The organism is Amycolatopsis sacchari (assembly GCF_900114035.1).
Taxonomy (GTDB): Bacteria; Actinomycetota; Actinomycetes; order Mycobacteriales; family Pseudonocardiaceae; genus Amycolatopsis_E; species Amycolatopsis_E sacchari.
This window is the reverse complement of record NZ_FORP01000037.1, coordinates 1-12864: the sequence shown is the minus strand read 5'-3', so window position 1 is coordinate 12864 and position 12864 is coordinate 1. Positions and strand designations below refer to the sequence as shown.

Here is a 12864-nt window from a genome sequence, read left to right as displayed (position 1 = left end):
CCGCGCGACGGCTCAGAAACGAGCCCAGCGTTCTCCCGCGTACTGCCACTCCCGCTCCCAGTGCACGGCGCGACGGCGGTCCAGGACGAGGCGCACGCTCCAGTACACCGCGGTGAGCCCCAGCGCGACCACCAGCCACGCGAAGATCCCGGCGAGGATCCCGGTCGTCGTGGCGTCGGAGGAGGTCATCGGCGCGGGCACGGGGTTTCCGGCGTCCGACAGCCACACGGGCACCCGCGTCCCGGCAGGCGAACCCGGATCCGCGGCGACGGTGCCGACCCGCTCGGCCCCGTCCGGAAGGGTCCAGCGGGCGTGCGTGCCGGTGGTGCCGCCGTTCGCGCTCAGGTAGGCGCCGTCGGTGGCGGGCACGGGCGTCGGGGCGTTCTCGACGAGGGTCGCGGTGGTGAGGTGGCGCGAGGCCTGCTGCTGCGCGGAAACGGCGAGCTGCCCGCGATAGGTGTTGGTCCCGACGAGCGCGGCGAGCGGCAGCGCGATGAGCAACCCCAGTACGGCGACCAGCAGCACGACGGCCTCGACGCGGTCGGAGCGTCTGGCCAGCGGATTACGACCAAGGTGGATACGGCGCCAGAATCGGGCTGTACGCCCGAATGGTCCGTTCACGGTCCCCAGTCCCCCTTTCCCAGCTTACGTGGCGAACACCCATGGCAATACCCACTTTGCCGCGCGAGTACCCGAAAGGCTCGCGAACGAGACCAACACCGCTTTGAGCAACGGGTCACAATCGCGGACTTTGCCGTGCCCGCGCGGGAAAGATCACCATCCGGCCCATGCTGGCACGGACCCGCCCCGCGCCGACATCGTCCGAAAGCATGCCCCTCGCTGGTGACCCACCGTGACCAGAAGTATTTCGAACGCGCTTTCGCTCAAATATCCGAAAATGATCCGCCGCGGCCCGCTCCGGCCGCGAAACGGTTCGCCCCGGCGGCCGCGTCCGCCGCGAACGACGCCATTCCGTGCTCCCATTCCCGGGAAAGCGCTTCCGCCTCGGGCAGGCCCTGTTGGTCGAGCACGGACAGGCGGTCGTGACGCAGGCAGGTCTGCGGGAACCGGGCGATCGCGGCGGCCAGTTCCTCGGCCGCGGCCCGCTCCTCGCCCGCGGGCACGACGCGGTTCACCAGGCCCATCTGAAGCGCTTCGGCGGCCTCGACGGGGCGGCCCGTGAGGATGAGGTCCATCGCCCGGCTCTCCCCGATGAGGCGGGGCAGGCGGACGGTGCCGCCGTCGATCAGCGGCACTCCCCAGCGGCGGCAGAACACCCCGAAGACAGCGTCCTCCGCCGCGACGCGGAGGTCGCACCACAAGGCCAGTTCCAGGCCGCCGGCGACGGCGTGACCTGCGACGGCGGCGATGACGGGCTTGCCGAGGCGCAGGCGGGTCGGGCCCATCGGACCGGGACCGTCGGGAGCGAGGCGGTTCATCCGGTCCGTGCCGATGGCCTTGAGGTCGGCGCCGGCGCAGAACGTGCCGCCATCGCCCCAGAGGACGGCGACGGAGGCGTCCGGGTCGGCGTCGAAGTCCTCGAAGGCCTGCCGGAGGGCTTCGGCCGTCGGTCGGTCGACGGCGTTGCGGGCTTCGGGGCGGTGCAGGACGACCGTGGTGACGGGGCCACGGCGTTCGACGCGGACGGCTGCCTCGCTCATGAGGACCGACACTAGCAGGCGTTGCCGTTTTCCCTTTTCCGCGAGGATTTCGTGAGAACTTCCTTCCCTTTTCGCGGCTTTCGCACGAACGTTCCGGGTTGCGCGGCCCCCGCACAACGTCGTCACCCGAAAGAGTCGTGGTCTATGCCAATCGGCTGCGGGGCGTAGGCACCGGGATCGTGCTTGACTGGGCGCGATGGACTTCGAGACGGTGTCGGACGAGCTGTTCGCCGCGAAGCGGGAGGACTTCACCGCGCTGCGGGACGAGCGGGCGAAGCAGGCGCGGCCGGATCGCGCGCTGGCGGACCGGATCGCGGGGCTGCGCAAGCCGACGGTGGCGGCGTGGCTGGTCAACCAGGTGAGCCGGAACTGCCCGGAGGAGATCGACCGGCTGGCGGAGGTGGGTGCCGCGTTGCGGGCGGCGCACCAGTCGCTGGCGGGGGACGAGCTGCGGACGTTGTCGCGGCGGCGGCACGAGCTGATCGGCTTGCTGAACAAGCGGGCGCAGTGGCTGGCGCGCAAGGCGGCCTACACCTACAGCGACGCGACGAGCAGGCAGATCGATGACACCTTCGAAGCCGCGGTGTCGGACGAACAAGCGCTGGAGGCGGTCCGCGCCGCTCGGTTGAGCGCCGCACTGGCGCCCGGCACGCCGGAACAATGGCTGACGGCGGCGGTGCTCCCGGAGCCGGGCAGCACCCGGACGCGGGACGCCGGCGGGGCGGAGGGGCGGCGGGAGCGCGCCGGGAAGCAGGGCGCCACGGAGCGGCCGGACCGCGCCGGGAAGCGGGGCACCACCCAGCGGACGCAGGAGACCGACGGCAAGCGAGCGACCGCTGACCGGCGACGGGAGACCGACGGCAAGGGAACCACCGACCAGCAGCGGGAGACCACGCGAAAACGAGCCACCGACCGGCAGCAGGAAACCGACGGCAAGCGAGCGACCGCTGACCGGCGACGGGAGACCGACGGCAAGGGAACCACCGACCAGCAGCGGGAGACCAAGCGAAAGCGAGCCACCGAACGGCAGCAGGAAACCGACCGCAAGCGAGCGACCGCTGACCGGCAGCGGGAGACCGAGCGGAAGCAGGCGCGCACCGACCAGCGGCGAGAAACCGACCGCAAGCGAGCCACCGGCAAGCGGCAGGAAACCGACCGCAAGCGAGCGGCCGACCGGCAGCGAGAGACCGAGCGGAAGCAGGCGGAAGCGGCCCGGCAGCGAGAGCGCGCGGAGGAGGCCCGCCGCCAAGCCATCCGCGACGAGGCGGCCGCGGCGATCGAGGCACGGGAAGCGGCCGAGGAAGCCCTTTCCGAGGCGGAGCAGCGGGCCGCGGAAGCAGCCGACGCCGTGGCCGATCTCCGGGCGCAGCTCGCGGAAGCGACCCAGATCGAACGTGCACTCCGAGCAGAGGTCTCCGCCGCGCGGAAGGCACTCACGTCCGCCAAGCGCACCGCCTCGGCAGCGGAGAAGCGCCTCGCCGACCTCGACTGACGGGACGTTCAGCGGCTGCGCAGCGGCGAAGGCCCACCCACGCGAACGCTGAGCCTCGGCCGATGCATGGCCATCAGCCGCGGGGCCGAGGGGCGCCAGCGCGGAACCACGCCCGCGCGACTGCCGCCAAGGGACGGGAAAGGCGCCAGCGCGAAGACCCGATTCCTCCGACTGGCACTACCCGGTCACCGAACCGATCGATGACCGGAAACTCCGTCCCCGCGCGAACCGCCTCAACGGCAACCCGCGCCGACTCGCGTGGCGCCATCGCAGAGCCCGCGACTGGTCGCCCCGAACTCCGGGCAACGTCCTGCCGCCCTGACCTCCGCCCCGAAGCCAGGATGCTCGGAGGCGCTAACCGCCACCAAAGTCCTGCCACGAAACCCGAACGAAGCCCTGCCGTGCTGAGGCCCAGCCCCCAGCACACCCGAACCCGCCCGAAGCCCTCCGGCCCCAAACCCCAGCCGCCCGAAAGCCGACCGACCAGCGCGCCAAACCCGCCCGAAGCCCAACCCGCAGCGCGCCAAACCCGCCTGAAGCCCAGCCACCCCGGGCTCCGCCCGAAGCCCCCACCCCCCTCACCCCAGCTTCTCCACCAGTGCCAGTCCTCGCTCGGCCCAGGCGATTTCCGCCCTGGCGCGCTCCGCCATGCCCTCGTACACGTGGACCTTGTACGCGACGATCGCCTCGTGTTGGGGTTGCGGGGCGTGCGCCAGGCGGCGTTGCAGCAGCTCCGTCTCCCGCGCCCGCAGCTGCGCCGCGTGCCGCTCCCACCGGTGCAGCTGCTCCTGGTGGTGCGCCCGGTGCGCCTCGAACTGCCGCCGCACCACCTCGGGGTCCGCGTACTCGAAGTACGTCGCCTTCAGGTAGGCCGCGTCACGAACCGGTGACGGCGCTTCGACCTCCGACACCCACCTCCGCAGCTCGCGTTCCCCCGCCTCCGTCAGCCGGTACGCCCGCTTCACCGCCTTCGTCCCCCGCGCCACCTCGTCCGCTGCCACGAGGTCCTCGCGCTCCAGTTTCCGCAGCTCCGTGTAGATCTGCGGGTGCGGCGCGTGCCAGACGCGGTCCGCCGACTGGTCGAACTGCTTCGCGAGCTCGTACCCCGTCATCGGCCCGGCCTCGAGCAGGGCGAGCAGCGCGTGGCGCAGGGACATCGGGGCCTCCAAATATGTAACTTCATACGTAAATGCTTACGTACTTGTGCTAGCGTACGGCTCGCTCGATCATCGACGATCGGAGTTCCTCCCATGAGCGCACCCGCGAACGGCCGCGCCGCCGTCGTCACGTTGACCTACCTCGGTTTCGCCCTGCAGCTCATGCAGGTCGGCCTCCTGCCCCTCCTCCCCGCGATCGGCAAGGCACTGCACGCCTCCGCCGCGGGCACGTCCTGGATCCTGACATCCGGCCTGCTCTCCGGCGCCGTCTTCCTCGCCGTCCTCACCCGCCTCGCCGACCTGATCGGCAAGAAACCCGTGATCCTGCTGGCGATGGCGCTCGTACTCGCCGGCTGCCTGATCGACAGCTTCGCCACGAACCTCCCGCTCGTCCTGCTCGGCCGCGTCCTCATCGGCGCGCAACTGCCCATGCTGGCCCTGCCCGAGGCGATCGCGAGCGACACGCTGCCCCCGAAACAGGCGCACACCGCGATCAGCGCGATCCACGTCGGGACGGGCCTCGGCATCGCGGGCGGCCTGCTGCTGGGCGCGATCGTCGGCATCCACCCGCAGAACTGGCACCTCTTCTTCGTGGCGGGCGCGGTCGCGAGCCTGCTGGGGCTCGCCGCGACCGCGGTGTTCGTCCGCGACTCGCCCGAGCGCGCCCGCGGCGGGCTGGACGTGCCCGGCGCCGTGCTGCTCACCCTCGCGCTCGTCGCGCTGCTGCTCGGCCTCAGCCAGGGACCGTCGTGGGGCTGGGGTTCGCCGCAGGTGCTGGGCCTGCTGATCGGTGGCGTCGCGCTCGGCGCCCTGTGGTGGTGGCGCGAACGCACCGCCCGCACACCGCTCATCGACGTCTCGTACCTGCTGCGCCCCCAGGTCGCGCTCCCCTACGCGATGACCTTCCTGATCGCCTTCGGCATCTACGGTTCGCTCTCCGCCGTCACCCGCCTCGCGCAAACCCCCGTCTCGTCCGGCTTCGGCTACGGCTGGAGCAGCCTGACCGCGGGCTGGTTCGCGCTGCCCCAGGCCGTCGGCAGCGTGCTCGGCATCGTCGTGCTGCGCGCCGCCCGGCCCCGCGGGCTCGTGCTCACGTCGGCGCTCGGGTTCGCCGCCATCACGGTCGGCTTCGCCGGTTTCGCGCTGGGGCACGCCGTGCCGGTGGTCGAAATCGTGTCACTCGGCTTCGACTCGATGGGCCTCGCGGTCGCGCTCGCCGCCACGCAACTGCTCGTGCTGCGCGCCGTGCCCGCCGCCGAATCCGGGATCGCACTGGGACTTTCCGTCGTCATGTACGCCGTCGGCAACGCGAGCGGCAGCGCCGTCGCCGGGGTGCTGTTCGCGAGCCTCACCACCCCCGCCGGGACCCCGGCGCTCAGTTCCTACCTCGCCGGGTTCGCCGTGTGCGGGCTGTGCGCGCTCGTCGCGCTGCTGCTGTGCGTGCCGCTCGCCCGGCGCCGGCCCACCCCCGTTCCCGACCTCGAAGGAGTTCCCGCATGACCCGCCTCCAGCTGTCCTTCGCCTGCTGGGACTACGACCGGATGCACGCGCTGCAGGACGGGCGCGTCCGCCCGGAGGGCGTCGACCTCAACTTCCTGTCCCTGCCCGTCGAAGAGACCTTCTACCGGCAGCTGCGGTACCAGGAGTTCGACGTCAGCGAGATGAGCCTGTCCTCCTACCTGCTCACGCTGGACCGCGACGCCCCGCCGTTCGTCGCACTGCCGGTGTTCCCGTCGCGCGTCTTCCGGCACCAGTCGATCTACATCAACACCGCGAGCGGCATCGAGCGCCCGCAGGACCTCGTCGGCAAGCGGGTCGGGCTGCCCGAGTACCAGCTGACCGCGTGCGTGTGGCAGCGCGGGATCCTCGCCGAGGAGTACGGCGTGCCGGTGGACTCGGTGCGGTACTTCACCGGCGGCGTCGAGGAACCCGGCCGGTCGGAGAAGATCGCGCTGAACCTGCCGGACTCGGTCAGCGTCACGCCGATCGGCCCCGGGCAGACCCTGTCCGCGATGCTGGCCGACGGCGAGCTCGACGCGATCTACAGCGCCACGCAGCCGTCGTGCTTCGGCCGCGTGCCCACCGTGCGGCACCTGTTCGAGGACTTCGCGGCGGTGGAGAAGGACTACTACCGCCGGACGCGGATCTTCCCGATCATGCACACCGTGGTGCTGCGGCGCGAGCTGCACGAGCGGCACCCGTGGCTCGCGCGCTCGCTCACGAAGGCGTTCACGCGCTCGCTGGAGGTGGCGTACGCGGATCTGCACCACCGCAACGCGTTCAAGGTGATGCTGCCGTGGCTGCAGCAGCACCTCGCGGAGACGTTGGAGGTGCTGGGCCCCGGCTACTGGGACTACGGCCTGGAGCGCAACCGGCACGTGCTGGAGACGTTCGCCCGCTACTCGCACGAGCAGGGGCTGGCCTCCCGGCTCCGCACGGCGGAGGAGATCGTGCTGGCCTCCGCCGCCGACTCGTTCAAGCTGTGAGGTCCACTGTGGACGAACTGTGGCAGACGGTGTCGGACGCGTGCCGGGTGCTGGCCGCACACGGCGTCGTGGACGGGATACTGGGCCACGTCAGCGCTCGCGTCGACCCCGGCCACCTCCTGGTGCGCACCCGTGGCCCCCGCGAACGCGGGCTGCGGTACACCGAACCCGCCGACGTGCGGCTCGTCGACCTGGACGGGCGGGGCGACGACCTCGGCGAATGGCGGGTGCCGAACGAGCTGCCGATCCACACCGAGGTGCTGCGCACCCGGCCGGAGGTGGGTGCGGTGGTGCACGCGCACCCGCCCGCGCTGCTCGTGTGCGGGCTCGCGGGCCTGCCGCTGCGGCCGGTCTACGGCGCGTTCGACATCCCCGGTATGCGCCTGGCCGTCGGCGGCGTGCCCGTGTACCCGAGGTCGGTGCTGATCCGGCGGCGGGAGCTGGCGGAGGAGATGCTGGCGGCGATGGGTGACCGGCCGGTGTGCCTGCTGCGCGGGCACGGGGTGACGGTGACCGGGGCGAGCGTCGAGGAGGCGGTGGTGCGCACGATCGCGCTCGAAACGCTGGCGCGCGTGACGCTGGAGCTGAACCGGCTGGGCGCGGACGTGCCGCCGGTGAGTGACGCGGATCTGGCCGAACTGCCCGACCTCGGGCCCGCCTTCACCACCGGCGCGCAGTGGCGCGCGTTGCTCGCCTCGGTCAAGATCCATTGACCCGCAAGGAAAGTAGGGGAATTTCCACCATAACGGTACTTGACCGACCCATTACCCGGCGTTATGGTCTAGACCACAAAGGTTCAGACAACTCCGTCCCGCAGCCAGCGGAAGAGGAGGCGCGACCATGATCGGGAAACACGTCAGGACCCTCGTCGCCGGAGCGGCACTCGCCCCGCTCGTCGCGCTCGCACTGCCGGGAGGCGTCGCCAGCGCGCACGGCTACATCAACTCCCCGCCGAGCCGCCAGGCGCAGTGCGCGCAGGGCATCGTCGCGTGCGGCGACATCAAGTACGAGCCGCAGAGCGTCGAAGGACCCAAGGGGCTGCGCAGCTGCAGCGGCGGCAACACCCGCTTCGCCGAACTCGACGACGACGCCAAGGGCTGGCGGGTGACGTCGGTCGGCAGGACGGTCACGTTCACGTGGACGATGACCGCGGCGCACCGCACCAGCAACTGGGAGTACTACATCGGCGACACGCTCGTCCAGACGGTCGACGGCGGCGATGCCCAGCCCCCGACCACGGTGTCGCACACCGTGAATCTGGGCAACTTCACCGGCCAGCAGAAACTGCTCGCCGTCTGGAACATCGCCGACACGACCAACGCGTTCTACTCCTGCGTGGACCTGCGGATCGGCTGAGCGGCCCTCAGTGCGCGCGCAGGTACGCCGCCACGACGTCGTCACCCTCCGGCCGCCGCTCCACGACGGACAGCGCGACCTCGGCGAGCCGGCGGCGGTGGCTGCGGGCGTAGAGCCGCAACGCGACGAACGCGTCCTCCACGCCGATGCCGAGCCGCTCGGCGAGCACCCCCTTGGCCTGTTCGATCGTGATCCGGCTGGTCAGCGCGGTCTGCAGCTGCTCGACCAGCACCTCGTGCCGCCGCAGGGTCCGCTCGTGCAGGATGCCGATGGTCGCGATGTCCGCGAGCGCCTGCCCGACGCTGATCCGTTCCTCACCCAGCTCGCCGGCCGTGGCCGCGAACAGGTTCACCGCGCCCACGATGTCGTCCCGCAGGCGCATCGGCACGGCCACCACGGCCTGGTAGCCCGCGTCCTGCGCGGCGCGGGAGAAACTCGGCCACTGCGGCGCCTGGCTCAGGTCGGCGCACTGCACCGGGCGGCCCAGCCGGTAGCAGTCGATCGCGGCGCCCTCCTCGTTCTGCAGCTGCAGCAGTTCCAGCAGCCGGGCCTGCTCGTCGGACGCGGCGACGACGTTGAGGACCCCGTGCGCGTCCGCCAGCAGCAGCCCGGCCGCGTCGACCGCGAGCAACTCGACGCAGCGGGCGGCCAGCCCGTGCAGGAAGTCGATCAGGTCGAAGTCGGCGACCAGGGTGTCGGCGAGTTCGACGAACACCCGTGTCACCCTCGTGTCGGGCCCGCTCATCGGTGCTCCCCTTCGGACTTGTCACTGGGAGCGAACCTGAGCCGGCGCTGCACAACCGCCTTCGCCACCGCCCCCAGTCGCTCACCGCGAGCGTATGCGTGTGCGCGCAGCCGCACCATGGCCTCCCCCACCGGTACTCCGAGTTGCACCGACACCATGCCCGCGGCCTGGTGGAGTTCGGCCCCGTGTCCGAAGAAGGTTTCCCCGCTTTCCCCACCGTTCGTCCCCGCCCTGCTGTCGAGGACGATCGCGAGCGCGGCGTCGGCGTAGACGATCGTGTCCGCCAGTGCATCAGGGGTCAGGTCGCGCGCCTCACGACGGTGGAGGTCCAGCGCGCCCACCCGCACCGCACCGATCCTCAGCGGGATGGAGAACTGCGCCCGCGCGCCGGCCCGCACCGCTTCGGGGGCGTAGCCCGGCCACCGGGCCCGGCTCTCGGCGCTCGCGAGGTCCGGTACGAGGACAGGGCCGAACCCGCCGGCGGCGTCCAGCGCCGGACCCTGTCCCGATGTGGTCTGCAGCTCCACCAGCTCCTCGCCAAGTGGGTTCGTGGCGAACACGAGATGCCCCGTCTGCAGACTACTGGTCAGCAACAACACCGCCGCATCGGCTGAGACGGCCTCCGCGCAGGCCAGGCACGCGTGCCGCAGTGACAGGGCAGCGGCTTCCCGACGTGCGCACTCGACGATGGACGACCAGACCCTGGCCGCCCTGTCCTGGTTCATCTCCCGCGTACCGCCTCGATGTCCTCCGGCCAGGGTGGCTGAACAATACCTACAGTAGTTCCGGGGGCCGCGCGGATCCCGGCGGCGCTGGAGCGGATGGAGCAGTGGCCGCCGACGAACGGAGTATTTGGCCCCCACGGGAGTTTCTCACCCGGCCAGGGGAGGAATTTCTCCGGTATGACCAGGACACGAACATACTCGGGCCGCGCCTCCGCCGCCAGGATCGTCACCGGCGTCGGGGCCGTGTTCGCCCTCATCGAAGTGATCTACATCCTGCTGATCCTGCTGGGCGCCAACGCGGGCAACGCCTTCACGCGCTTCATCCGCGCGATCGCGGAACCGCTGGCCCTGTTCTTCCCCGGCCTGTTCCCCATCGACAACCCGCAGCTGGCCGTGCTGGTGAACTACGGGCTCGCCGCGATCTTCTGGGTCGTCGTCACGGGTCTCGTCGCCCGGCTGTTCTTCCGCTGACCGTCTACTGAGGACCATGACCCGCGCCGTCGTGGCCGATCGGGCATCATGGCGGCCGTGACACCTTCCTTCAGCACCGCGGACCTGGTGGACGAGCACGGGGACCGGCTCCAGGTCTGCGACACGCAGTTCCGGCAGTTCGGCGCCCACCGGGCCTTCACCGGCCCGGTGCGGACCGTTTCCTGCTACCACGACAACGGGCTCGTCAAGGAGCTGCTGAACACGCCCGGCGAGGGCGCCGTCCTCGTCGTGGACGGGCGCGGTTCGCTGCACAGCGCGCTGACCGGGGACCTGATCGCGAAGGCGGCCGTGGACAACGGCTGGGCCGGGCTGGTGATCAACGGCGCCGTGCGCGACAGCGCGGTGCTCGCGGGCCTGCCGATCGGGATCAAGGCGCTGGGCACGAACCCCCGCAAGAGCAGCAAGGCCGGGGCGGGCGCGGTGGACGTGCCGGTCGGGTTCGGCGGGATCACGTTCCATCCGGGTGACGTCCTGTATTCGGACGACGACGGGGTGGTGCTGCTGCCGTCCCGTCCCTAGTGTCGGGGAATGGATCTGCGCAGCGACGCGTTCGGCGAACCCCGGGATCCGGCGATCCTGCTCATCGGTGGCGGGGGCGCGACGATGGACTGGTGGGATCCCGCCTTCTGCCGCCGGCTCGCCGAGGGCGCCCGGTTCGTGCTGCGCTACGACCACCGCGACACCGGCGAGTCCGTGCACTACCCGCCGGGTGAGCCGGGGTACGGCTTCGACGACCTGGTCACCGACGCGTTGCGGGTGCTCGGCGAGTACGGGATCGAGCGCGCGCACGTCGTCGGTGTCTCCATGGGAGGGACGATCGCGCAGCACCTCGCCGTGCGCCATCCCGCCAGGGTCGAGTCGCTGACGTTGATCTCCACCAGCCCTGGCTGGGCGGGGCTGCCGCCGATGTCCCCGCGGCTGGAGGAGTACTTCGCCGTGCAGCCCATGCCCTCGACCGCGGAGCACCTGGTGGAGTTCGAACGGCAACTCGCCGCGCCCGCATACTTCGACGAAGCCCGCACGCGGGCCGTGGCCGAGCGCGTGATCGCGCGGTCCGGCGGGCTGGCGTGCGCCTCCAACCACGCGTTGATCGAACCGCCGGAGCCGGTGCGGCACAGGCTGGGCGAGATCGCGGTGCCCACACTGGTCGTCCACGGCACGGCCGATCCGCTGTTCCCCTTCGAGCACGCGGAAGCGCTTGCACGCGAGATCCCCGGTGCCGAGTTGCTGCCGCTCGACGGTGTCGGTCACCAGATGCCACCGCCGTCCTCGTGGGACACCGTGGTGCCCGCGCTGTTGCGGCACACCTCGGGCGGCTGGGACGCACAGGCCGGACGGCTCGCAGCACGGTCCATCGCCTGCGACGATCCGACGGGCTGGTTCGACCGGCTGTACTCGGCGGGAGTGGCCGGGGAGGTGCCGATGCCGTGGGACCGCGGAAGCGCCTCGCCGCTGCTCGTGGACTGGGCGCGGGAGCGGACGGCACGCGGACGGGCGGTGGTGGTCGGCTGCGGGCTGGGCGCGGACGCCGAGTACCTCGCGGAGCTGGGCTGGGCCACCACGGCGTTCGACGTCTCCCCGACGGCGATCGAGGTGGCGGCGAAGCGGTACCCGGAGTCCACAGTGGACTACCGGGTGGCGGACCTGCTGGCGCTTCCTGCGGAGCTCGTGGGCGCCTTCGACCTGGTGGTGGAGAACTTCACGGTGCAGGCGCTCCCCCGCACGCACCGCGCGGCGGCCACGGCGGCGGTGGCGTCGCTCGTGGCGCCGGGCGGCACGCTGCTCGTCATCGCGCGGCGGGACGAGGGCGAGCAGGCGGGGCCGCCGTGGCCGCTGACCCGCGAGGAGGTGGAGGCGTTCGCCGCGGGCGGGCTGGCTCTCGTGCGGGTGGAGGAACTGGACCTGTGGCGCGCGGAGTTCCGGCGGGCTTCGGTGGGGTGACGGGGCCTCGCCGTGGTGGCGCGGGTGGCGGGGGCGGTGGTCAGCGGTGGCTGGGGCGGTGGCGGTGGTCAGCGGTGGCGGGGGCGGTGGCGGGAGGTCTTGGCGGCACGGGCGCGGGGGGGCGGGTGGATGCCGCGCCGCCTTGGCGGCATGGCGCGGCGGTCGAGGGGGCGCCACACCCCCGGAGGCGGTGGCGGTTTTCACGGCAGGAGCTGTGCCACGGAGTTCTGGCGGCACCGGCCCGGCCGGGTAGGCGGGAGCGCCGCCTTCGCGGCATCCGCCCGGCAGTGGACGGGCCGTCGCGCCCGGGAAGGCATTCGCCGCACGGACTCGGGCGGGCAGGCGGGAGCGCCGCCTTCGCGGCACCGGCCGCAGTCGATGGGCCACACCCTGGGAAAGGCACCGGCCCGGCCGGGCAGGCGGGAGCCGCATCGCCTTCGCGGCACCGGCCCGGCAGCGGACGGGCCGCCGCCCCTGGGAAAGACTTCGCCGCACGGACCTGGCCGGGCAGGCGGGAGCCGCCTCGCCTTCGCGGCACCGGCCCGGCAGCCGATGGGCCGCCGCGCCCCGCCGCAAGGCTTCGCGGCATCGGCCTCGCATCCGCGCGCCACCACGCCACCGCGCCGCGCCGCGGCCAGGGGCACCGCCCCACCTCACCGCCGTCAGGCGACCCCGAGGTAGGCCTCCTTCACACCGGCATCCGCGAGCAGCTCCCGGCCGGTGCCGGCGCGGGTGATGCGGCCGGTCTCCAGCACGTACGCCCGGTGCGCCCGCGACAGCGCCTGCTGCGCGTTCTGCTCCACCAGCAA

13 protein-coding genes and 1 pseudogene are annotated in these 12864 nt (G+C 72.1%); 8 read left to right on the top strand and 6 right to left on the bottom strand.

Going from position 1 to position 12864, the window contains the following annotated elements:
* Positions 1–12 precede the first annotated feature (12 nt).
* Together BMZ92_RS34145 and BMZ92_RS34140 are read right to left on the bottom strand one after the other, a co-directional pair.
* A complete protein-coding gene (locus BMZ92_RS34145; protein ID WP_091516343.1) occupies positions 13–621 on the bottom strand; it encodes an Rv1733c family protein in 609 nt (202 codons plus the stop codon).
* A gap of 263 nt (positions 622–884) precedes the next feature.
* Entirely contained in the window at positions 885–1661 is a 777-nt protein-coding gene (locus tag BMZ92_RS34140) for a crotonase/enoyl-CoA hydratase family protein (RefSeq protein ID WP_091516416.1), read from the bottom strand.
* 196 nt (positions 1662–1857) lie between these two features.
* Between BMZ92_RS34140 and BMZ92_RS34135 the strand changes: the two genes are divergently transcribed.
* A complete protein-coding gene (locus BMZ92_RS34135; RefSeq protein ID WP_091516341.1) occupies positions 1858–3153 on the top strand; it encodes a hypothetical protein in 1296 nt (431 codons plus the stop codon).
* 578 nt (positions 3154–3731) lie between these two features.
* On the opposite strand, the gene BMZ92_RS34130 is transcribed toward BMZ92_RS34135, so the two are convergent.
* Positions 3732–4310 (bottom strand): PadR family transcriptional regulator, encoded by a 579-nt coding sequence (locus BMZ92_RS34130; protein WP_091516338.1) that lies wholly within the window; start codon positions 4308–4310, stop codon positions 3732–3734.
* Between the two features lie 93 nt (positions 4311–4403).
* Between BMZ92_RS34130 and BMZ92_RS34125 the strand changes: the two genes are divergently transcribed.
* From BMZ92_RS34125 to BMZ92_RS34110, 4 genes are all read left to right on the top strand, one after another.
* Positions 4404–5810, top strand: a complete 1407-nt coding sequence (locus tag BMZ92_RS34125; protein WP_091516335.1) for an MFS transporter — start codon at positions 4404–4406, stop codon at positions 5808–5810.
* Complete coding sequence (locus BMZ92_RS34120; RefSeq protein ID WP_091516334.1) at positions 5807–6796, top strand: substrate-binding domain-containing protein; 990 nt, start codon at positions 5807–5809, stop codon at positions 6794–6796. Before BMZ92_RS34125 ends, BMZ92_RS34120 begins: the two co-directional genes overlap by 4 nt.
* An 8-nt stretch (positions 6797–6804) precedes the next feature.
* Entirely contained in the window at positions 6805–7509 is a 705-nt protein-coding gene (phtC, locus tag BMZ92_RS34115; protein WP_245783417.1) for a 3,4-dihydroxyphthalate decarboxylase, read from the top strand.
* Positions 7510–7636: 127 nt separating this feature from the next.
* Positions 7637–8152: a lytic polysaccharide monooxygenase auxiliary activity family 9 protein gene (locus tag BMZ92_RS34110; RefSeq protein ID WP_091516330.1), complete on the top strand. Its 516-nt coding sequence runs from the start codon at positions 7637–7639 to the stop codon at positions 8150–8152.
* Between the two features lie 7 nt (positions 8153–8159).
* Here BMZ92_RS34110 and BMZ92_RS34105 read toward each other — a convergent pair whose 3' ends face one another.
* Positions 8160–8897: a GAF and ANTAR domain-containing protein gene (locus BMZ92_RS34105; protein WP_091516327.1), complete on the bottom strand. Its 738-nt coding sequence runs from the start codon at positions 8895–8897 to the stop codon at positions 8160–8162.
* Complete coding sequence (locus BMZ92_RS34100) at positions 8894–9622, bottom strand: GAF and ANTAR domain-containing protein (protein WP_091516325.1); 729 nt, start codon at positions 9620–9622, stop codon at positions 8894–8896. Before BMZ92_RS34100 ends, BMZ92_RS34105 begins: the two co-directional genes overlap by 4 nt.
* 177 nt (positions 9623–9799) lie before the next feature.
* Here BMZ92_RS34100 and BMZ92_RS34095 point away from each other — a divergent pair, with 177 nt between their 5' ends.
* Genes BMZ92_RS34095 through BMZ92_RS38460 form a run of 3 tightly spaced genes read left to right on the top strand, consistent with a single transcriptional unit; the run spans position 9800 to position 12055 of the window.
* Complete coding sequence (locus BMZ92_RS34095; protein ID WP_177228997.1) at positions 9800–10093, top strand: hypothetical protein; 294 nt, start codon at positions 9800–9802, stop codon at positions 10091–10093.
* Positions 10094–10141: 48 nt separating this feature from the next.
* Positions 10142–10633, top strand: a complete 492-nt coding sequence (rraA, locus tag BMZ92_RS34090) for a ribonuclease E activity regulator RraA (RefSeq protein ID WP_091516323.1) — start codon at positions 10142–10144, stop codon at positions 10631–10633.
* A 9-nt stretch (positions 10634–10642) separates the two neighbouring features.
* Positions 10643–12055, top strand: a complete 1413-nt coding sequence (locus BMZ92_RS38460; RefSeq protein WP_091516320.1) for an alpha/beta fold hydrolase — start codon at positions 10643–10645, stop codon at positions 12053–12055.
* A gap of 662 nt (positions 12056–12717) precedes the next feature.
* Here the strand turns inward: BMZ92_RS38460 and BMZ92_RS38455 are convergent.
* Positions 12718–12864, bottom strand: a pseudogene (locus BMZ92_RS38455) (ABC transporter ATP-binding protein); the annotation flags it as partial.